Here is a 19,061-nt window from a genome sequence, read left to right on the forward strand (position 1 = left end):
GCGCCCCTCCCACGCCCCCGGGGCACCTCACCGTCGGCGCCTCCGCGCACCCGTGCACCCGCGCCTCCGCGCACCCACCCAGGCCGCCGCCCGCGCGGCCCGTACAGAAGGCACCGCCGCTCCTATGTATCGCCTGCTGTTCCAGCTGCTCTTCCGGCGGATGGACCCCGAGAAGGCCCACGCGCTGGCCTTCGGCTGGATCCGCCGCGTGGCCCGTGTCCCCGTCCTGCGCTCGCTGCTGGCGGCCGTACTCGCCCCGCGGTACCGGGAGCTGCGCACCGAGGCGCTGGGGCTGCGGATGCACGGCCCGCTGGGCCTCGCGGCGGGCTTCGACAAGAACGCGGTCGGCATCGACGGCCTGGCGATGCTCGGCTTCGACCACGTCGAGATCGGCACCGTCACCGCGCTCTCGCAGCCCGGCAACCCGCCGCAGCGGCTGTTCCGGCTCACCGGGGACCGGGCGCTGATCAACCGGATGGGCTTCAACAACGAAGGCTCGGCCGCCGTCGCGACCCGCCTGGCACGCCGCGCCGAAGTCTTCCGCACCGTCGTCGGGGTGAACATCGGGAAGACCAAGGCGGTTCCCGAGGACGAGGCCGTCGCCGACTACGTCGCCTCCGCCGAGCGGCTCGCCCCGCACGCCGACTACCTGGTGGTCAACGTCTCGTCGCCGAACACCCCGGGGCTGCGCGACCTGCAGGCCGCCGACCGGCTGCGTCCGCTGCTCACCGCGGTCCGCGAGGCCGCCGACCGGGCGGTCGACGGCCGGCGCGTCCCGCTGCTGGTGAAGATCGCCCCGGACCTCGCCGACGAGGACGTGGACGCGGTGGCCGATCTGGCCGTCGAGCTGGGCCTCGACGGCATCATCGCGACCAACACCACGGTTGCCAGGGAGGGTTTGGGCCTGCGCAGCGGGCCCGAACTGCTGGCCGAGGCCGGCGGGCTCTCCGGCGCGCCGCTGGAGGAGCGGTCCCTGGCGGTCCTGCGCCGGCTGCACCGCCGGGTGGGCGACCGGCTCGTCCTGATCGGCGTGGGCGGCATCAGCAGCGCCGAGGACGCCTGGCGCCGCATCCTCGCCGGGGCCACCCTGGTCCAGGGCTACAGCGCCCTCGTCTACCAGGGGCCCTTCTGGGCCAGGTCCGTGCACCGCGGGCTGGCCCGACGGGTGAAGGCCGGGCCCCACGCCACCCTCGCCGACGCCGTCGGCGCCGACAACCGTGAGGCGGACCCCGCGCCGTGACCCCCGAACCCTTCGGCGCGCGGCTGCGCGCCGCCACCGAGGCCCGCGGCCCGCTGTGCGCGGGCATCGACCCGCATCCGGCGCTCCTGGCCGAGTGGGGGCTGCCCGACGACGTCGGCGGCCTGGAACGTTTCGCCCGCACCGTGGTGGACGCCCTTGCCGACCGGGTCGCGGTGCTCAAGCCCCAGTCGGCCTTCTTCGAGCGCTTCGGCTCCCGCGGGGTCGCCGTCCTGGAGAGCGCGGTGGCGGACGCCCGCAGCGCGGGGGCGCTGGTGCTGATGGACGCCAAGCGCGGCGACATCGGCTCCACGATGGCCGCCTACGCCGGCGCCTACCTCGACCCGGGCTCCCCGCTCTTCAGCGACGCCGTGACCGCCAGCCCCTACCTGGGCTACGAGTCCCTGCGGCCCGCCTTCGACCTGGCACACCGGCACGGCGGCGGGGTCTTCGTCCTGGCGCTCACCTCCAACCCCGAGGGCCCGGAGGTGCAGCGCGCCACCGCGCCGGACGGCCGGCAGGTCGGGCGGCTGATGCTCGACCACCTCGCGGCGGAGAACGCCGGGGCGGAGCCGCTCGGCTCCTTCGGTGCCGTGGTGGGCGCCACGCTGGAGCGCGCCGGGTTCCCGCTGGGCATCAACGGGCCGCTGCTCGCGCCGGGGATCGGGGCGCAGGGGGCGACTCCGGCGGATCTTCCGCGGATCTTCGGCAGCGCCGTCCGGGAGGTGCTCCCCAGCGTCAGCCGGGGCGTGCTGCGGGCGGGGCCGTCTCCGTCCGGACTGCGCGCGACGGCCGACCGCTACGCTGCGGAACTCGCCGAGTCCCTCGGGTGACGGGTGTCGTCCCGGGGTCGGTGCCCGTTCGGTCGCCCGCCGGGCCGCTGGCCGGGTCACAGGGCACCGGAACGATTCCGCATTCCCGCGATTCACCCGGTCATTTGCCCGCAAAAGTCCGTTTCTGATGAGGCTGACCAGCACTTTTCCGCCGTTCTCGCTGACTCTGCGGCCCGTGACCGCTAGTCTCCGTCGGGAGCGGCGTGAACAGGCGCGTTGCTCGTTGCCCCGTGGTTGCGGGGCTACTAGGTTCCTCACCGATCCGTATCCGACAGTTCGACATCCGAGGTGACGAAGGCGTGGCTCTTCCGCCCCTTACCCCTGAACAGCGCGCAGCCGCGCTCGAGAAGGCCGCAGCGGCTCGCCGGGAGCGCGCCGAGGTCAAGAACCGGCTGAAGCACTCCAACGGCTCCCTCCATGACGTCATCAAGCAGGGACAGGAGAACGACGTCATCGGCAAGATGAAGGTCAGCGCTCTCCTGGAGAGCCTGCCCGGCGTCGGCAAGGTCCGTGCCAAGCAGATCATGGAGCGGCTCGGCATCTCCGAGAGCCGCCGCGTCCGCGGTCTGGGCTCCAACCAGATCGCCGCGCTGGAGCGCGAGTTCGGCGGCGCCAACTGACCGTCGACTGAGACAGCCGAGTGCTCGTGCGTTCCCCGGGCGGCCCGAGCCGCCGCCCGGGGAGCGGAGCACTCCCGGAAACCGGGATAATCGCTGCATGAGTGAACGTCCGCGGCTGACCGTGCTCTCCGGCCCCTCGGGGGTCGGCAAGAGCACGGTCGTCGCCCACATGCGCAAGGTCCACCCCGAGGTATGGCTCTCGGTGTCCGCCACCACCCGCTCCCCGCGTCCGGGCGAGCGCCACGGCGTGCACTACTTCTTCACCGCCGACGAGGAGTTCGACAAGCTCGTCGCCAACGGTGAGCTGCTGGAATGGGCCGAGTTCGCCGGCAACCGCTACGGCACGCCCCGGCAGGCCGTGACGGAGCGGCTGGAGGCCGGGGAGCCGGTGCTGCTGGAGATCGACCTCCAGGGCGCCCGGCTGGTGCGCCAGTCGATGCCGGAGGCCCGGCTCGTGTTCCTGGCGCCGCCGAGCTGGGAGGAACTGGTGCGGCGGCTCACCGGGCGCGGCACCGAGCCGCCCGAGGTCGTCGAGCGCCGGCTGGCCGCGGCCCGGGTCGAACTCGCCGCCGAGACCGAGTTCGACACCACGCTCGTCAATACCTCGGTCGAGGACGTCTCTGCTGAGCTGCTAACCTTGGTGTGTATCGACTGATCATTTTGCGTCCCCGTTCTTCACCGTCGGAAGGCAGAGCGTGTCCTCTTCCATCTCCACGCCCGAGGGCATCATCAACCCGCCGATTGATGAGCTGCTCGAGGCCACCGACTCCAAGTACAGCCTGGTGATCTACGCCGCCAAGCGCGCGCGCCAGATCAACGCGTACTACTCCCAGCTCGGTGAGGGCCTGCTTGAGTACGTCGGCCCGCTGGTGGACACCCACGTCCACGAGAAGCCGCTCTCGATCGCGCTCCGTGAGATCAACGCCGGACTGCTCACCTCGGAGGCCGTCGAGGCCCCGCCCACCTGAGCACCGGTCCCCGACCCGACGGGCCAGGCAGCAGCCGCTGCCTGGCCCGCGGTGCGTCGCCCGCCTCCCGGCGCTGCGGCCGACGCGAACGGCGACGCCGGGGAAGTGCGGCACACCGGACGGGCGGTCGTGCGGGGGAGACCCGGCAGCGGACCCCGCCCGGGCGGTCGCGGACACGGGCGCGCCGAGCGGCGCGCGCCAGGCAGCGCGGGAGAGGGCAAGCGATGGACAACAACCGGGTGGTACTCGGCGTGAGCGGCGGAATCGCCGCCTACAAGGCCTGCGAGCTGCTGCGGGGCCTGACCGAGAGCGGGCACCGGGTGCAGGTCGTGCCCACCGAGGCCGCGCTCCAGTTCGTCGGCGCGGCCACCTGGTCCGCCCTGTCCGGCAACCCGGTGGCCACCGGAGTGTGGGAGTCGGCCCACGAGGTCCCGCACGTGCGGATCGGCCGGGAGGCGGACCTCGTCGTCGTGGCCCCCGCCACCGCCGACCTCCTTGCCAGAGCCGCGCACGGACTGGCCGACGACCTGCTCACCAACACGCTGCTCACCGCCCGGTGCCCGGTGGTGTTCGCGCCGGCCATGCACACCGAGATGTGGGAGCACCCCGCCACCCGGGAGAACGTCGCCGCCCTGCGCGCCCGGGGCGCGGTGGTGCTCGAGCCGGCCGTCGGCCGGCTCACCGGTGCGGACACCGGCAAGGGCAGGCTGCCCGACCCGCAGGCGATCCTCCAGGTCTGCCGACGGGTGCTTGCCCGGGGAGCGGTACCGGTCGCCGACCTCGCCGACCTCGCCGGGCGGCACGTGGTGGTCAGCGCGGGCGGCACGAGGGAGCCGCTCGACCCGGTCCGCTTCCTCGGCAACCGCTCGTCCGGGCGCCAGGGCCACGCCCTTGCCACGACCGCCGCCGCGCGCGGCGCGCGGGTGACGCTGGTGTCCGCCAACAGCGCCCTGCCGGACCCCGCCGGCGTGGACGTCGTCCCGGTCGGCACGGCCCTCCAGATGCGGGAGGCGGTGCTCTCCGCGGCTGCCGATGCGGACGCGGTGGTGATGGCCGCCGCGGTGGCCGACTTCCGGCCCGCCCACTACGCGGCAGGGAAGATCAAGAAGCGCGATGGCTGTGAGCCGGAGCCGGTCGAGCTGGTCCGCAACCCCGATGTGCTGGCCGAGGTCGCGGCCGACCGGCCGGCGCGCGGTCAGGTGGTCGTCGGTTTCGCCGCCGAGACCGAGGACGTGCTCGCCGGCGGCCGCGCCAAGCTCGCCCGCAAGGGCTGCGACCTGCTGGTGGTGAACGAGGTCGGGGAGGACCGCACCTTCGGGTCGGCGGAGAACGAGGCGGTGGTGCTGGCCGCCGGTGGTGGGGAGACCCTGGTGCCGCACGGCCCCAAGGAGGTACTCGCCGACACCGTCTGGGACCTGGTGGTGCCGCGGCTGCCGGCCCGCTGAGCCCGTCCTGAGCAGCGTCCGCGGGACCCGGGGTCCGGCACGCCCACTGTTCAGTGCGCCCCGATCCTGGAAGACTCCGTGTTGCTCTGTGAGACACCACGACCACCACGTGAGGCCCTACGGATAAACTGTCACCGGACCGTCCCGTGGCGCAGCCCCCGGTCGGCCCGTAAAACGATCAGCCAGCAGCCGCTGCAACCCCAGGGAGCGATGTGTCCCGCCGCCTGTTCACCTCGGAATCTGTCACCGAGGGCCACCCTGACAAGATCGCTGACCAGATCAGCGACACCATCCTCGACGCTCTGCTCGCACAGGACCCGGCCTCCCGGGTCGCCGTCGAGACGCTCATCACCACCGGCCAGGTCCACGTCGCCGGAGAGGTGACGACCAAGGCCTACGCCGACATCCCCACCCTCGTCCGGAGCAAGATCCTGGACATCGGGTACGACTCCTCGAAGAAGGGCTTCGACGGCGCCTCCTGCGGCGTCTCGATCTCGATCGGTTCGCAGTCGCCCGACATCGCACAGGGTGTCGACACCGCGTACGAGCAGCGCGTCGAGGGCACCGCCGAAGGTGAGGACGGCGACGAGCTGGACCGGCAGGGCGCCGGCGACCAGGGCCTGATGTTCGGCTACGCCTGCGACGAGACGCCCGAACTGATGCCGCTGCCGATCACCCTCGCGCACCGGCTGTCCAACCGGCTCTCCGAGGTCCGCAAGAACGGGACGATCCCGTACCTGCGCCCCGACGGCAAGACCCAGGTCACCATCGAGTACGACGGCGACAAGGCGGTCCGTCTGGACACCGTCGTCGTCTCCTCCCAGCACGCCTCGGACATCGACCTCGACTCGCTCCTGGCCCCGGACATCCGGGAGTTCGTCGTCGAGCACGTGCTGAACGGCCTCGTCGACGAGGGCATAAAGATCGAAACCGACGGGTACCGGCTGCTGGTGAACCCGACCGGGCGGTTCGAGATCGGCGGCCCGATGGGCGATGCCGGACTGACCGGCCGGAAGATCATCATCGACACCTACGGCGGCATGGCCCGCCACGGCGGCGGTGCCTTCTCCGGCAAGGACCCCTCCAAGGTGGACCGCTCGGCCGCCTACGCCATGCGCTGGGTCGCCAAGAACGTGGTCGCCGCCGGGCTCGCGTCCCGCTGCGAGGTCCAGGTCGCCTACGCGATCGGCAAGGCCGAGCCGGTGGGCCTGTTCGTGGAGACCTTCGGCACCGCCACCGCCGAGGTCGCCAGCATCGAGAGTGCCATCGCCGAGGTCTTCGACCTCCGCCCCGCCGCGATCATCCGGGACCTCGACCTGCTGCGGCCGATGTTCGCCCAGACCGCCGCCTACGGCCACTTCGGCCGCGAGCTGCCGGACTTCACCTGGGAGCGCGCCGACCGGGTCGACGCACTGCGCGCAGCGGTCGGCCGCTGACCGGAGCGCACACCGCGTGCGCGGACCCGGACCGCGCCGGTGAGCCGGTGCCCGGGTCCGCGCACGGCGCGCGTCCGGCACCGGCGCACCCGGGCCCTCCGCGTCGCCCGGGTGCACAGGACGCCGGACTGTCCGGCACGTCTGCTAGTACTGGACGGGTGAGCAGCGAAAACGGCCGGTCCGAGCCCGCGACGGGAGCACCGCCCGAGCAGCTCGCCCTGATCCGCGACGCCGTCCGCAAGGGCGCGCCGCGCGCGAGACCGCGCACCTGGCGGAACGCCGAGCGGGCCGCCGAACTGCCGGTGGCGCGGGTCCTGGTGGACAAGGGCCTGGTCCACCTCGACCGCTACTTCGACTACGCGGTGCCCGCGGCGCTGGACGCCGACGCCCGGCCCGGTGCGCGGGTCCGGGTGCGGTTCGGCGCGGGGGAGCGGGACGGCCGCCGCGAGGGCGGAAGACTCATGAACGCCTTCATCGTCGAACGCCGCGCCGACAGCGACTACCCCGGCGTGCTGGCCCCGATCGCCCAGGTGCTGTCCCCCGAGCCGGTCCTCACCCCGGCCCTGCTGGCTCTCTGCCGGGCCGTCGCCGACCGGTACGCGGGGGCTCTGGCCGACGTCGTGCAACTCGCCGTCCCGCCCCGCGTCGCCCGCGCCGAGAAGAGCCCCGCACCCGAGCCCCCGGCCCGGCCGGGCCCGCCCGAGCCGGGCGGCTGGTCCCGCTACCCGCACGGCCCGGCCTACCTCGACGCCCTCACCGCGGGGGAGGCGCCCCGAGCGGTGTGGACGGCGCTGCCCGGCCCTGGCTGGCCGGACGAACTGGCCCGCGCGCTGGCCGCGGCCCTCGCCGCGGGACGGGGCGCGGTCGCGGTCCTGCCGGACGGCCGTGCCGCCGCCCGGGTGGACGCGGCGTTCACCGCGCTGGTCGGCACGGGGCACCACGTGCTGCTGACGGCCGACGCCGGGCCGCAGGCGCGGTACCGCCGCTGGCTGGCGGTGAGCCGCGGTGCCGCCTCCGTCGTCATCGGCACCCGCGCGGCGATGTTCGCCCCGGTGCGCGGCCTGGGCCTGGTGGCCCTCTGGGACGACGCCGACCCGGCGCACGCCGACGACCACGCGCCGCAGCCGCACGCCCGCGAGGTGCTGCTGCTGCGGGCCGCCCACGAGGGCGCCGCCTTCCTGCTCGGCGGGCACTCCCGCACCGCGGAGGGCGCCCAGTTGGTCGAGACCGGCTGGGCGGGGACGCTCACCGCCGACCGGGCAGCGGTCCGGCAGGCCGCCCCGCTGATCCGCACTGTCAGCGAGCACGACGAGGAGCGCGACCCCGCCGCCCGTACCGCGCGGCTCCCCTCGCTCGCCTGGAACGCCGCCAGGGAGGGGCTGGCCGCCGGTCCGGTGCTGGTGCAGGTGCCGCGGCGCGGATACGCGCCCCGTCTCGCCTGCGAGCGCTGCCGGGAGCCGGCCCGCTGCGGCCGCTGTCGGGGCCCGCTCCGCTCCGAGGGGCCGGCCGAGGCCCTGCACTGCGGCTGGTGCGGAGTGCCCGCCCCTCGCTGGCAGTGCCCGGAGTGCGACGGGACGCGGCTGCGGGCCAGCGTCATCGGCGCCCGCCGGACGGCGGAGGAGCTGGGCCGCGCCTTCCCCGCCGTACCGGTGCGCACCTCGGGCCGCGACCACGTCCTCGACACCGTCCCGGACCAGCCGTCCCTGGTGGTGAGCACCCCCGGAGCCGAGCCGGTCCCTGAGGGGCCCGGCTACGCTGCGGCGCTGCTGCTCGACGGCTGGGCGCTGCTGGGCCGTCCCGACCTGCGGGCGGGGGAGGAGGCGCTGCGGCGCTGGCTGGCCGCTTCGGCTCTGGTCCGTCCGCAGTCCGAGGGCGGCACGGTGGTGGTGCTCGCCGAACCCGTACTGCGCCCGGTGCAGGCGCTGGTCCGCTGGGACCCGGAGGGGCATGCCGCCCGGGAGCTGGCGGACCGGGCCGAACTGGGCTACCCGCCGGTCTCCCGGATGGCGGCGGTCAGCGCGCCGGAGGGCGCCGTGGGGCCGTTCCTCGTCGCGGCCGGACTGCCCCCGCAGGCCGAGGTGATGGGCCCGGTGCCGCTGCCCGTGCCGGGCCGCGACCGGCCGCGCCGGGTCGGTGACCCGCCGCCGGGCGCCCAGTGGGAGCGGGCGCTGGTACGGGTTCCGCCCGGCACCGGGGCCGCGCTTGCGGCCGCGTTGAAGACGGCCCAGGCCGGGCGGCTGTCCCGCCGCGACGGCCCCCCGGTGCGGGTGCGGATCGACCCGCCGGACATCGGCTGACCCGCCGCCCGGCGCCGCGGGAGGCACACCGGAGTGCCCGCGCCGACGCGCCGCCGCCGGGGCGGGCCCGCCTCGACGTCCCGGCCTCGACGGGATCGGCGTGCCCGCCGAGGCGGAGAGCCGGCTGCCCGCCGGAGGCGTGCCCGCGTGCCGTCCGGTCAGCCCCTGCGCGGAGCCGGGAGCCCGGGGAGCCGGCCGGACCGCGGCGCCTCGGGGCCGCGCACCGGCCCGCTCTCCGCACCGGTCTCGGAGCCGGGCCCCGGTGTGCCCGTGGCGCCTGCCGCCGGGCCGGCCTGCTCGGTGCGGGCCACCGGGACGGTCGGCATGCCGGTGCGTTCCGGCGACGGCGCAGCGGAGTCCGCAGGCGGGGCGCCGGCCGCTTCGCTCTCGCCTCCGGCCGCGGCCCGCTCGGCTGCCCGGCGTCCCCCGTAGCGCCGGTGCACGGCCTGCTTGGTGACGCCGAGGGCCGAGCCGACCGCGTCCCAGGAGAAGCCCAGCGAGCGGTCGAACTCGACGGCGGAGGTCACCAGCGTCTCCACGCTGTCCCGTAGCTCCTGGGCGAGCCGTACCGTCGGGGCGGGCGCCCGGCCGTAGACGACGAAGCCCGCTGACGGACCGGTCCGGCGCGGCCGGTAGACGTTGCCCAGTTGTGCGGTGAGGGTGCGCAGCGCGTCCACCTGCCGGCGGACCCGCTCGATGTCCCGCACCAGCAGATGCAGACTTGCGCGTGCCTGGGCGTCATGGGTGGCGTGGTCGGCCATGAGGAAGCCTCTCGAACCGGCGTGTAGGGGGCGTGTAGGGAAACGGGCGGGTGCGGAGGGGAGCGGCGCCCGCCGGTCGCCTGCGGCGGGCCGCATGCGTGGCGTCGGCGCTCCCTGCGGGGTGCCAGCGGTCAAATCCCCTTGACCAACGCGGCACCGCCCGCTCTGGTCACGGCCCCGGGCGCCAGGAGTCGCGAGTGAGCGTGAGCGTCCCGCTCCGCGCCCCCGCAGGCGCCTGCCGCTGACGCGCCGTAGACTGGCCCGTCCGTCCGCGCCGCCTGGAGAGGTAGTCCCGCCCCGATGAAGCTCGTCTTCGCCGGCACCCCCGAGGTCGCCGTCCCCTCTCTCGACGCCCTCCTCGCCTCCGAGCGCCACGAGGTCGCGGCCGTGGTCACCCGGCCCGACGCCCCCGCCGGCCGCGGTCGACGGCTGGTCGCCTCACCGGTGGCGCAGCGGGCCGAGGAAGCCGGCATCGAGGTGCTCAAACCGGCGCGCCCGCGCGAGGAGGACTTCCTGGCCCGGCTGCGGGAGATCGCCCCCGACTGCTGCCCGGTCGTCGCCTACGGCGCCCTGCTGCCCGCCGCCGCGCTCGGGGTCCCGCCGCACGGCTGGGTCAACCTGCACTTCTCGCTGCTGCCCGCGTGGCGCGGTGCCGCGCCCGTGCAGCACGCCGTGCTGGCCGGCGACGAACTCACCGGAGCCGCCACCTTCCGCATCGAGGAGGGACTCGACACCGGGCCGGTGTTCGGAGTCGTCACCGAGGAGATCCGGCCCACCGACACCAGCGGTGACCTGCTCACCCGCCTCGCCTTCGCCGGCTCCGGCCTGCTCGCCGCCACCATGGACGGCATCGAGGACGGCACCCTGACCGCCGTTCCGCAACCTGCCGAGGGCGTCAGCCTCGCACCCAAGCTCGGCGTCGCCGACGCCGAGGTCGACTGGACCGCTCCCGCACTCCGCGTCGACCGGGTGGTGCGCGGCTGCGCCCCGCACCCCGGAGCCTGGACCCGCTTCCGCGGCGAGCGGCTCAAGCTCGTCCAGGCCGCCCCGGCCGTGGAGCGCACCGGGCTCGCGCCGGGCGAGGTCGCGGCCGGGAAGAACGCGGTCCACGTGGGCACCGGTTCGCACGCCGTCGAACTGGTCTGGGTGCAGCCGCAGGGCAAGAAGCCGATGAAGGCCGCGGACTGGGCCCGCGGGGTACGGGTGGCGGAGGGCGAGCGGCTCGGCGCGTAACCTGGACCCCGCCCGACGTCATCCCAGTTCCGGAGCACCTTTCCCGTGGCAGACCAGTCCCGCCGCCCGTCCCGCCGACCCGCGAAGCCGCGCCGCACACCCGTGCGCGACCCGGTCAGGGCGCTCGCCTACGAGGTGCTGCGCGCGGTGGACGAGCGGGACGCCTACGCGAACCTGGCGCTCCCGCCCCTGCTGCGCAAGGCCCGGCAGGCCGGCGGCTTCGACGACCGGGACGCCGCCCTCGCCACCGAACTCGTCTACGGGACCCTGCGCCACCAGGGCACCTACGACGCCGTCATCGCCCGCTGCGTGGACCGTCCACTGGCCGAGGTGGACCCGCCGGTGCTGGACGTGCTCTCGCTCGGCGCGCACCAGCTGCTCGGCACCCGCATCCCCCCGCACGCGGCGGTCAGCGCGACCGTGGAACTCGCCAAGTGCGTGCTGAACGACGGACGGGCCCGGTTCGTCAACGCCGTCCTCCGCCGCATCACCGCCCACGATCTGGACGGCTGGCTGGAGCAGGTGGCGCCGCCCTGGGAGGACGACCCGGAGGCCCACCTCGCCCTCGTGCACTCCCACCCCCGCTGGGTGGTCTCCGCGATGTGGGACGCGCTCGGCGGCGGCCGGCAGGGCATCGAGGAACTGCTGGAGGCGGACAACGAGCGCCCGGAGGTCACCCTCGTCGCCCGTCCCGGACGGGCGACCGCCGAGGAACTGCTCACCCCCGACGCCCGTCCGGGACGCTGGTCCCCGTACGCCGTCCGGCTCGCGGGCGGCGAGCCCGGCGCCCTCGACGCGGTCCGCGAGGGCCGCGCCGGCGTGCAGGACGAGGGCAGCCAGTTGGTCGCGCTCGCCCTCGCGAACGCGCCGCTGGACGGCCGCGACACCCGCTGGCTGGACGGTTGCGCCGGCCCCGGCGGGAAGGCCGCCCTCCTCGCGGGTCTCGCCGCGCAGCGGGGTGCCGCGCTGGTGGCCGCCGAGAAGCAGCCGCACCGCGCCCGGCTGGTGGCCGGAGCCCTGAGCGGCAACCCGGGCCCGTACCAGGTCGTCGCGGCGGACGGCACCCGGCCGCCCTGGCGCCCCGGCACCTTCGACCGGGTGCTGGTCGACGTCCCCTGCACCGGACTGGGCGCCCTGCGCCGGCGTCCCGAGGCCCGCTGGCGCAGGCGTCCCGAGGACCTCGACGGCTTCGCGCCCCTCCAGCGGGGCCTGCTGGAGGAGGCGCTGCGCGCGGTCCGGGTGGGCGGCGTGGTCGGCTACGCCACCTGCTCACCGCACCCGGCCGAGACCGGCGAGGTGGTCGCGGACGTCTCCCGGCGGATCGGCTGCGAACCCGTCGACGCCCGACCGCTGCTGCCCGGAGTGCCGTACCTCGGCGACGGGCCCGACATCCAGCTCTGGCCGCACCTGCACGGCACCGACGCCATGTACCTGGCCCTGCTGCGCCGCACCGGCTGACGCGGCCGGACCCCGGCCGCACCGGCGGGCGCTGCCGGTGCGGCCGTGCCGGGACCGGTCGACGGTCGGACGCACGGGGCGTCCATACTGGGGGCATGGTTCAGATCTGCCCCAGCATCCTGTCCGCCGACTTCGCCCGACTGGCCGAGTCGGCCGAGCGCGTGGCCGGCGCCGACTGGCTGCACGTCGACGTCATGGACAACCACTTCGTGCCCAATCTGACGCTCGGCCTCCCGGTCGTCGAGGCGCTGCACAAGTCGAGCAGCATTCCGCTCGACTGCCATCTGATGATCGACGAGCCCGACCGCTGGGCGCCCGCCTACGCCGAGGCCGGCGCCGGGTCCGTCACCTTCCACGCGGAGGCCGCGGCGGCGCCCGTCCGGCTCGCCCGCGAGATCCGGGCCAAGGACGCCCGTGCCTCGATGGCGCTCAAGCCCGCGACTCCGATCGAGCCCTACGAGGACCTGCTCCCGGAGCTCGACATGCTCCTGGTGATGACGGTGGAGCCCGGGTTCGGCGGCCAGGCGTTCCTCGACATCATGCTCCCCAAGATCCGCCGCACCCGTCAGCTCATCGACAGGCACGGTCTGGAGCTGTGGCTCCAGGTGGACGGCGGGGTCTCCGCGGAGACGATCGAGCAGTGCGCCGAGGCGGGCGCCGACGTCTTCGTCGCCGGTTCGTCGGTCTACGGTACGGACGACCCGGAGGCCGCCGTCCATGCTCTGCGGAAGCAGGCGACCGAGGCGTCGGGACGTGCCGGGACGCTCTGACGCGAGGGGCCGCCACCAGGGGGCGCGGGTCCGGCCCCGGCCGGTGCCTGTGCCCTGCACGGAACGGATCGAGGGCCGCCGGTATCTGCGAGGATGAACCCTCGGCGCGCGAGCGCACGTGCGGTGGAAGGTTGAGGTGAGTTGCCGTGTCGACGGGTCGGGCAGTGACGAGGATGGGGCCCGCCGAGCTCATGCAGGCCGCGGCGATGGCCCGGCGCTTCTACCTGGAGGGCAAGTCCAAGATCCAGATCGCCGACGAGTTCGGCGTGAGCCGCTTCAAGGTGGCCCGGGTCCTGGAGACGGCACTCGAACGCGACCTGGTACGGATCGAGATCCGCGTCCCGGCGGAGCTCGACGCCGAGCGCTCCGACGCCCTGCGCGCCCACTACGGGCTGCGTCACGTCGTGGTCGTTGAGTCGCCCGCGGAGGCGACCGAGGATGCGGCCGATCCGGAGAACCTCGGCGAGGTCGCCGCCGACCTGCTGGGTGAACTCGTCACCGAGGGCGCCGTGCTCGGTCTCGCCTGGGGCCGCTCCACCATCCACATGGCCACCGCCCTGCGCCGGCTGCCGCCGTGCACGGTCGTCCAGCTCACCGGTGTCTACGACGCGGGCACCGCGGACCGCGGTTCGGTCGAGGCGGTCCGCAGGGCCGCCGAGGTGGCCGGCGGTCAGGCGCACCCGATCTACGCCCCGATGCTGCTGCCGGACCCGGCCACCGCCGCGGCCCTGCGCAACCAGACCGGGATCGCCGCCGCGTTCGAGTACTTCGACGAGGTCACCGTGGCCGCGGTCTCCATCGGCTCCTGGGAGCCCGGCGTCTCCACCGTGCACGACATGCTCAGCGACGCCGAACGCGGCCACTACGCCTCGCTCGGCGCCGCCGCGGAGATGTCGGCGCACCTCTTCGACGTCCAGGGCCGCCGCATCGGCCGCGACCTGGGGGAGCGGTGCATCACCGTGGAGGCGGACCGGCTCCGCCGGGTCCCCGAGGTGGTGGCGATCGCCGGCGGGCGGCGCAAGGCGGAGGCGATCGGCGCGGTGCTGCGCTCCGGGCTCGTGACCAGCCTGGTCACCGACACCGCGGCGGCCGACGACCTGCTGCGGGCCGGCCCCGCCCCCCGCCGCGCCCTGGACCGCGCGGACCCGGACGACCTCTGAGCCCCGGCCGCGCGGCCCGCGCCCACCGGTCCGGCGCCGGGGACGCGGGCCGCACGGCGGGCACGGCGCACGGGCAGCGCGCGGGTGGTGCACCTTGGTGCGCAGGGTCGGGGCCCACCCGGCTCCCTCCTCCAGGTGCTCCTCCGGCGCCTCGGCGTTGGATGGCGACCAGGTCGGTCCACCGGGCGTTGACGAGGTTGTGGTCCGCGGTGAGCGGCGCCTCCGACCACTTCCTGAGGACCTGCGCCTCGTCGAACTCCCCGGCCAGGGTGAACGCGTTGTACTCGGCGACCAGTTTCGACTCGAAGACGTTCCAGGAGACGGCCACCAGGCCGGCGCCGCGCACGATGTCCACCAGACCGTCGTGCTGCTGAAACTGCCGCGGACGGCGCTCCAGGGCCCTCGATCCGCTCGGCGCTGACCTGCTGGACACCGGGCCCCGTCGTTCCGCCCGGGGACACGCCCACCGCGGGAGCTACCGGTCCGGCGGGATCTCCGCCCAGACGGTCTTGCCGCTGGGCAGGTACGGCGTGACGCCCCAGTCGTCGGCGAGCGCGTCGACCAGCAGCAGCCCGCGCCCGCCCTCGTCGTCCCCGCGGAGCAGCGCGGGCAGCCGTTCACCGCGCGAATCCGTCACCTCGACCCGCAGCCCTCCGGTCGGAAGCAGCGCGAGCGAGAGGCGGAAACTCCGTCCCGCCGACCTTCCGTGGAGAACGGCGTTCGTCGCCAGTTCCGACACGACCAGTGCCGCGGAGCGGACGTGTGTGCTGTCCCGTTCCCGTCCCCAGCGCACGAGTTGCTCGACGGCGAGCAGCCGGGCCAGCCGGGCGCCCCGCGGGGTGGCGCTCAGAAGCTGGGTGAAGTGGACCGGAGGCGCCGCGGGCCCCGGTACGTCGATCGGTGCGGATTCTCTCTTCATGGCACTCAGCCTGAGTGACTTTCGTTACGCTGACCAGCAGTGACTCCGGTACGCGATGCCTCCGTCACGTTGAGTCGGAGCGCGCGTACCGGCCGTTCCCCGTGACCGGGGACGGTACGAGCGGTGTCGGTGCAGAGTCTGGGGACGGTGACGGCGTGGAGACAGCCGAGACAATCGGGGCATGCGACGAATCGGAGGACGCGACCGACCTGTTCCGGACAGTCGGTCGACAGCTCCGGCTGCTGCGGGAGCGTGCCGAGCTGACACAGCGCGAGTTGGGCGAGCGACTCGGTTACAGCGAGGACCTGATCCGCTCGCTGGAGCGCGGACGCAGGACCCCGCAGCCGGAGTTCCTCGACGCGGCAGACGAACTGCTCGGCGCGAGCGGGCTGCTGCGGGCGGCGAAGGAGGACGTCCTCCGGGCCAAGGCGAGAGCGCGGGTGAAGCACCCGAGCTGGTTCAAGGACTACGCCCGCCTGGAGACGGACGCGGTCGAGCTCTCCTACTACAGCAACCACACCATCCCAGGCCTCTTCCAAACGGAGGCGCACGCGCGTGCGCTCTACGAGATGCGCAAGCCGCTTCTCGATGAGGAGACGATCGAACAACGAGTGGCGTCTCGTCTGGCGAGGCAGGCACTGTTGACGAGCCGGCCCGCCCCCATGGTGAACTGCGTCGTAGAGGAGGCTGTGCTCCGTCGTCCGATCGGTTCGAGTGACACGCATCGTGCGCAGCTGGGGGAGTTGGCCAGGCTGGGCCGCTTGCGAAGTGTCGAGTTGCAGGTGATGCCGCAGGAGCGAGGGGAGCACGCCGGAATGGGAGGCCCCTTCATCCTTCTCACGCCTGCGGGCCGAGCCCAGGTCGGCTACCTGGAAGTACAGAACTTCAGCCGGTTGCTCACGGAGATGGCGGACGTCCGTATCCTGGCCGCACGGTATGGAAGCATCCGGTCTCAAGCCCTGAGTCCGCGTGAGTCCCTGTTGTTGATCGAAGGGTTGCTGGAAGAGCGATGAAGTCCCTGGAAAACCCGACGGCGCTGAGTGCACTCGCATGGTTCAAGAGCAGTTACAGCTCGAACGAGGGCGGCGAGTGCGTCGAGGTCGCGACGGACGAGACCTCGGTGCTCGTCCGTGACTCGAAGCAACCGTCGCGGTCGCACCTGACCGTGGGCGGCGCGAGCTGGTCCCGTTTCACGCGGTTCGCCGCGGGACGCTGATCGCGGGAGAACGCCCTTCCCGGCCCTGCCGCGGCGCCGGTTGGCACCGCCGCAGGGCCGTTTCGGGGCGCCGCACGCCCGGCCCCGCGGTCACGGAGTGATGAGGATCTTCAGCGCCTCCCGCTGGTCCATGGCCCGGTAGCCCTCGGGCGTGTCGCTCAGCGGCACCGCCCGGTCGAATACCCGTCCGGGCTGGACGGTCCCGTCCAGCGCCGCGGGCAGCAGTTCCTCGATGTACGCCCGGACGGGAGCGGGCCCGCCGGGCAGCGTGACGTTCGGCCCGAAGAGGCTGCCGAAGCCGATCGGGGCCTCTTCGTACTGGGGCACTCCGACCCGGCTGATCACCCCGCCCGGGCGGACGGCGCCGACAGCCATCTCGTAGGCCGGCAGGTGGCCGACTGCCCCCAGGACGGTGTGAGTGCCCTCGCTGCCGGTCAGCTCGCGCACCCTCGCCACTCCCTCCTCCCCGCGCTCCGGGACGACATCGGTGGCCCCGAACCCCACCCCCAGATCGGTACGATTCCGGTGCCGCCCCATCAGGATGATCTGCTCGGCACCGAGCTGCTTCGCGGACAGCACGGCGAGGAGTCCGACGGCGCCGTCCCCGACCACCGTCACGGTGGTGCGCGCGTCCACGCGGGCCTGCTTGGCGGCGTGGTAGCCCGTCCCGTAGACGTCGGCCAGGGTCAGCAGCGACGGCAGCAGGGCTGCGTCCTCCCCGACCGGCAGCTTCACCAGACTGCCCTGCGCCTGCGCCTGCGCCTGCGGCACGCGTACCGGCTCCGCCTGCGCACCGCCGACGCCACCGGCGCCGAACACCCCTCCGTCCTCCACGTGCTGGAGGGTGAGCATGCAGTTACTGAAGCGGCACACCACCCGCGGATCGAAGCTCGCCTGCCGGCACAGGCGCAGCGCGAGGTTCGCCATGTACGACTGCGGAATGTCGAAGGCCCACGGCTCGTCCGCGCCGAGGTCAGCCGCACCCGGCGGCCCGTCCGCTCCAGCAGTTGCGTGCCCGTTTCGGACTCCAGCACGGCCAACTGCTGGGAGACGCTCGACGGGCTCAGGCGGGCCGCCTGGGCGACCGCCCGGACGGTCCCCAGCGTGTCCAGGCGGCTCAGCAGACGCAGTCTCCACGGATTCATCACATCGTCCATGGTTGTGCGGCACAGCCGTACAGGAAAGCGGGAATCGTGAGATGGACGTGTCACTCCGGCGCGGCCTACCGTCGAGGGCATGGCTGCTCCGACCACCCCTCGCACACCTCCGAGGCCTTCTGGGCCGATGCCGACCGGCATCTCGTCCGCTACGGCGGCGCCTTCACTCGCGAGATCATCGACCGCGCCTCCGGAAGCTTCCTCTTCACCGCCGACAACCGCAGGCTCCTCGACTTCACCTCCGGGCAGATGAGCGCCATCCTCGGCCACTCCCACCCGGAGATCGTCGAGACCGTCCAGCGCCAGGTCGCGTCCCTCGACCACCTCTACAGCGGCATGCTCAGCCGCCCGGTGGTCGACCTCGTCCGCCGACTGGCCGAGACCCTGCCCGCGCCGCTGGAGAAGGCGCTGCTGCTGACCACCGGAGCGGAGTCGAACGAGGCCGCGATCCGGATGGCGAAGCTCGTCACCGGCAAGCACGAGATCGTCTCCTTCGCCCGTTCCTGGCACGGAATGACGCAGGCCGCCGCCTCCGCCACGTACAGCGCGGGACGCAGCGGCTACGGCCCGTCCGCGCCGGGCAACTTCGCCATCCCCGTCCCGAACCCCTACCGCCCCGACTTCACCGAGGCCGACGGCTCGCTGGACTGGCGCCGCCAACTCGACTTCGCCTTCGACCTCATCGACGCCCAGTCGACCGGCAGCCTCGCCGCCTGCCTCGTCGAGCCGATCCTCAGCTCCGGCGGCGTCATCGAACCGCCGCTGGGCTACTTCGCCGCGTTGCAGGAGAAGTGCCGCGAGCGCGGCATGCTCCTCATCCTCGACGAAGCCCAGACCGGCCTGTGCCGTACCGGCACCTGGTACGCGTTCGAACGCGACGGCGTCGTCCCCGACATCCTCACCCTCTCCAAGACGCTCGGCGCGGGCCTGCCGCTGGCCGCGGTGCTCACCACCGCCGAGATCGAGCAGGAGGCACACGAGCGCGGCTACCTCTTCTTCACCACCCACGTCTCCGACCCGCTGGTGGCCGCAGTCGGCAACACCGTCCTCGACGTACTCACCCGCGACCGCCTCGACGAGCGCGCCCGGACGCTCGGCGCGTTCCTGCGGAAGGGCCTCACGGAGATCGCCGACCGGCACTCCGTCGTCGGTGACATCCGCGGCCGGGGTCTGATGGCCGGACTCGAACTCGCCGCCGACCCGGAGGCGAAGCAGACCTCGGACGAACTCGGAGCCCGCGTCACCCGCCGTTGCCTCGAACTCGGCCTGCACATGAACATCGTCCAACTCCCCGGCATGGGCGGCATCTTCCGCATCGCCCCGCCGCTCACCGCCACCGAGGAGGAACTCTCCCTCGGCCTGGCCATCCTGGACGAAGCCATCGGAGACGCCAGCTCCGGCCTCTGAGACGACGGGCCGTGTTTCCCGCACCGCTCGTGTCCGTTTCGCCGGGGCCGGGGCCGGGGCCGGGGCCGGGGCCGGGGCCGGGGGCGTCGGCCGAGCGGGGAGGCGCCCGCTCGACACCCGGCTCCGCCGCCCGTACGGGGAGCA

The 19,061-nt window shown here is 74.0% G+C and carries 18 protein-coding genes and 2 pseudogenes; 15 read left to right on the forward strand and 5 right to left on the reverse strand.

Annotated features, from left to right (window positions below):
• Window positions 1-124 precede the first annotated feature (124 nt).
• The 8 genes from H300_RS0122910 (at window position 125) to H300_RS0122945 (ending at window position 8,836) form a co-directional block, all read left to right on the forward strand.
• Window positions 125-1,240 (forward strand): quinone-dependent dihydroorotate dehydrogenase, encoded by a 1,116-nt coding sequence (locus tag H300_RS0122910; RefSeq protein ID WP_028429240.1) that lies wholly within the window; start codon window positions 125-127, stop codon window positions 1,238-1,240.
• On the forward strand, window positions 1,237-2,070 hold the full coding sequence (gene pyrF / locus H300_RS0122915; protein WP_028429241.1) for an orotidine-5'-phosphate decarboxylase: 834 nt from the start codon (window positions 1,237-1,239) through the stop codon (window positions 2,068-2,070). The genes H300_RS0122910 and pyrF overlap by 4 nt, the downstream gene beginning before the upstream one ends.
• 299 nt (window positions 2,071-2,369) lie before the next feature.
• Window positions 2,370-2,690: an integration host factor gene (locus H300_RS0122920; protein WP_028429242.1), complete on the forward strand. Its 321-nt coding sequence runs from the start codon at window positions 2,370-2,372 to the stop codon at window positions 2,688-2,690.
• 97 nt (window positions 2,691-2,787) lie between these two features.
• Window positions 2,788-3,345, forward strand: a complete 558-nt coding sequence (gene gmk / locus H300_RS0122925) for a guanylate kinase (RefSeq protein WP_028429243.1) — start codon at window positions 2,788-2,790, stop codon at window positions 3,343-3,345.
• Between the two features lie 40 nt (window positions 3,346-3,385).
• Window positions 3,386-3,658: a DNA-directed RNA polymerase subunit omega gene (gene rpoZ, locus H300_RS0122930; protein WP_028429244.1), complete on the forward strand. Its 273-nt coding sequence runs from the start codon at window positions 3,386-3,388 to the stop codon at window positions 3,656-3,658.
• Window positions 3,659-3,882: 224 nt separating this feature from the next.
• On the forward strand, window positions 3,883-5,103 hold the full coding sequence (coaBC, locus tag H300_RS0122935; protein WP_028429245.1) for a bifunctional phosphopantothenoylcysteine decarboxylase/phosphopantothenate--cysteine ligase CoaBC: 1,221 nt from the start codon (window positions 3,883-3,885) through the stop codon (window positions 5,101-5,103).
• A gap of 212 nt (window positions 5,104-5,315) precedes the next feature.
• Window positions 5,316-6,539 (forward strand): methionine adenosyltransferase, encoded by a 1,224-nt coding sequence (metK, locus tag H300_RS0122940; protein ID WP_028429246.1) that lies wholly within the window; start codon window positions 5,316-5,318, stop codon window positions 6,537-6,539.
• Between the two features lie 158 nt (window positions 6,540-6,697).
• On the forward strand, window positions 6,698-8,836 hold the full coding sequence (locus tag H300_RS0122945) for a primosomal protein N' (protein ID WP_028429247.1): 2,139 nt from the start codon (window positions 6,698-6,700) through the stop codon (window positions 8,834-8,836).
• A gap of 158 nt (window positions 8,837-8,994) precedes the next feature.
• On the opposite strand, the gene H300_RS32790 is transcribed toward H300_RS0122945, so the two are convergent.
• Window positions 8,995-9,597 carry a hypothetical protein gene (locus H300_RS32790; RefSeq protein WP_486584015.1) on the reverse strand — a complete coding sequence of 201 codons (603 nt, stop codon included), beginning with the start codon at window positions 9,595-9,597 and terminating at the stop codon, window positions 8,995-8,997.
• A gap of 300 nt (window positions 9,598-9,897) precedes the next feature.
• Here H300_RS32790 and fmt point away from each other — a divergent pair, with 300 nt between their 5' ends.
• The 4 genes from fmt (at window position 9,898) to H300_RS0122970 (ending at window position 14,218) form a co-directional block, all read left to right on the forward strand.
• On the forward strand, window positions 9,898-10,830 hold the full coding sequence (fmt, locus tag H300_RS0122955) for a methionyl-tRNA formyltransferase (RefSeq protein WP_028429248.1): 933 nt from the start codon (window positions 9,898-9,900) through the stop codon (window positions 10,828-10,830).
• A gap of 45 nt (window positions 10,831-10,875) precedes the next feature.
• Window positions 10,876-12,288, forward strand: coding sequence for a transcription antitermination factor NusB (locus tag H300_RS0122960; protein ID WP_028429249.1), 1,413 nt, complete (start codon window positions 10,876-10,878; stop codon window positions 12,286-12,288).
• A gap of 95 nt (window positions 12,289-12,383) precedes the next feature.
• Window positions 12,384-13,058 carry a ribulose-phosphate 3-epimerase gene (gene rpe / locus H300_RS0122965; protein ID WP_028429250.1) on the forward strand — a complete coding sequence of 225 codons (675 nt, stop codon included), beginning with the start codon at window positions 12,384-12,386 and terminating at the stop codon, window positions 13,056-13,058.
• A gap of 173 nt (window positions 13,059-13,231) precedes the next feature.
• Window positions 13,232-14,218 carry a sugar-binding domain-containing protein gene (locus H300_RS0122970; RefSeq protein WP_028429251.1) on the forward strand — a complete coding sequence of 329 codons (987 nt, stop codon included), beginning with the start codon at window positions 13,232-13,234 and terminating at the stop codon, window positions 14,216-14,218.
• An 81-nt stretch (window positions 14,219-14,299) separates the two neighbouring features.
• On the opposite strand, the pseudogene H300_RS32795 reads toward H300_RS0122970, so the two are convergent.
• Window positions 14,300-14,594, reverse strand: a pseudogene (locus H300_RS32795) (hypothetical protein); the annotation flags it as partial.
• 99 nt (window positions 14,595-14,693) lie between these two features.
• The gene (locus tag H300_RS0122980; protein ID WP_051270301.1) at window positions 14,694-15,137 is read right to left on the reverse strand and encodes an ATP-binding protein; all 444 of its coding nucleotides are present in this window, start codon (window positions 15,135-15,137) and stop codon (window positions 14,694-14,696) included.
• 155 nt (window positions 15,138-15,292) lie between these two features.
• Between H300_RS0122980 and H300_RS0122985 the strand changes: the two genes are divergently transcribed.
• On the forward strand, window positions 15,293-16,150 hold the full coding sequence (locus H300_RS0122985; protein WP_028429254.1) for a Scr1 family TA system antitoxin-like transcriptional regulator: 858 nt from the start codon (window positions 15,293-15,295) through the stop codon (window positions 16,148-16,150).
• Window positions 16,147-16,353 (forward strand): DUF397 domain-containing protein, encoded by a 207-nt coding sequence (locus H300_RS0122990; protein WP_028429255.1) that lies wholly within the window; start codon window positions 16,147-16,149, stop codon window positions 16,351-16,353. The genes H300_RS0122985 and H300_RS0122990 overlap by 4 nt, the downstream gene beginning before the upstream one ends.
• A 90-nt stretch (window positions 16,354-16,443) precedes the next feature.
• Here H300_RS0122990 and H300_RS28820 read toward each other — a convergent pair whose 3' ends face one another.
• Window positions 16,444-17,280 carry a zinc-binding dehydrogenase gene (locus tag H300_RS28820; RefSeq protein ID WP_199779250.1) on the reverse strand — a complete coding sequence of 279 codons (837 nt, stop codon included), beginning with the start codon at window positions 17,278-17,280 and terminating at the stop codon, window positions 16,444-16,446.
• A 98-nt stretch (window positions 17,281-17,378) separates the two neighbouring features.
• A pseudogene (locus H300_RS32800) lies at window positions 17,379-17,651 on the reverse strand (hypothetical protein); the annotation flags it as partial.
• Between H300_RS32800 and H300_RS28825 the strand changes: the two are divergent.
• Window positions 17,547-18,917 carry a class-III pyridoxal-phosphate-dependent aminotransferase gene (locus tag H300_RS28825; RefSeq protein WP_078516241.1) on the forward strand — a complete coding sequence of 457 codons (1,371 nt, stop codon included), beginning with the start codon at window positions 17,547-17,549 and terminating at the stop codon, window positions 18,915-18,917. The pseudogene H300_RS32800 and the gene H300_RS28825 overlap by 105 nt on opposite strands.
• Window positions 18,918-19,061 lie beyond the last annotated feature (144 nt).

This window comes from Streptomyces sp. TAA040 (assembly GCF_000424845.1).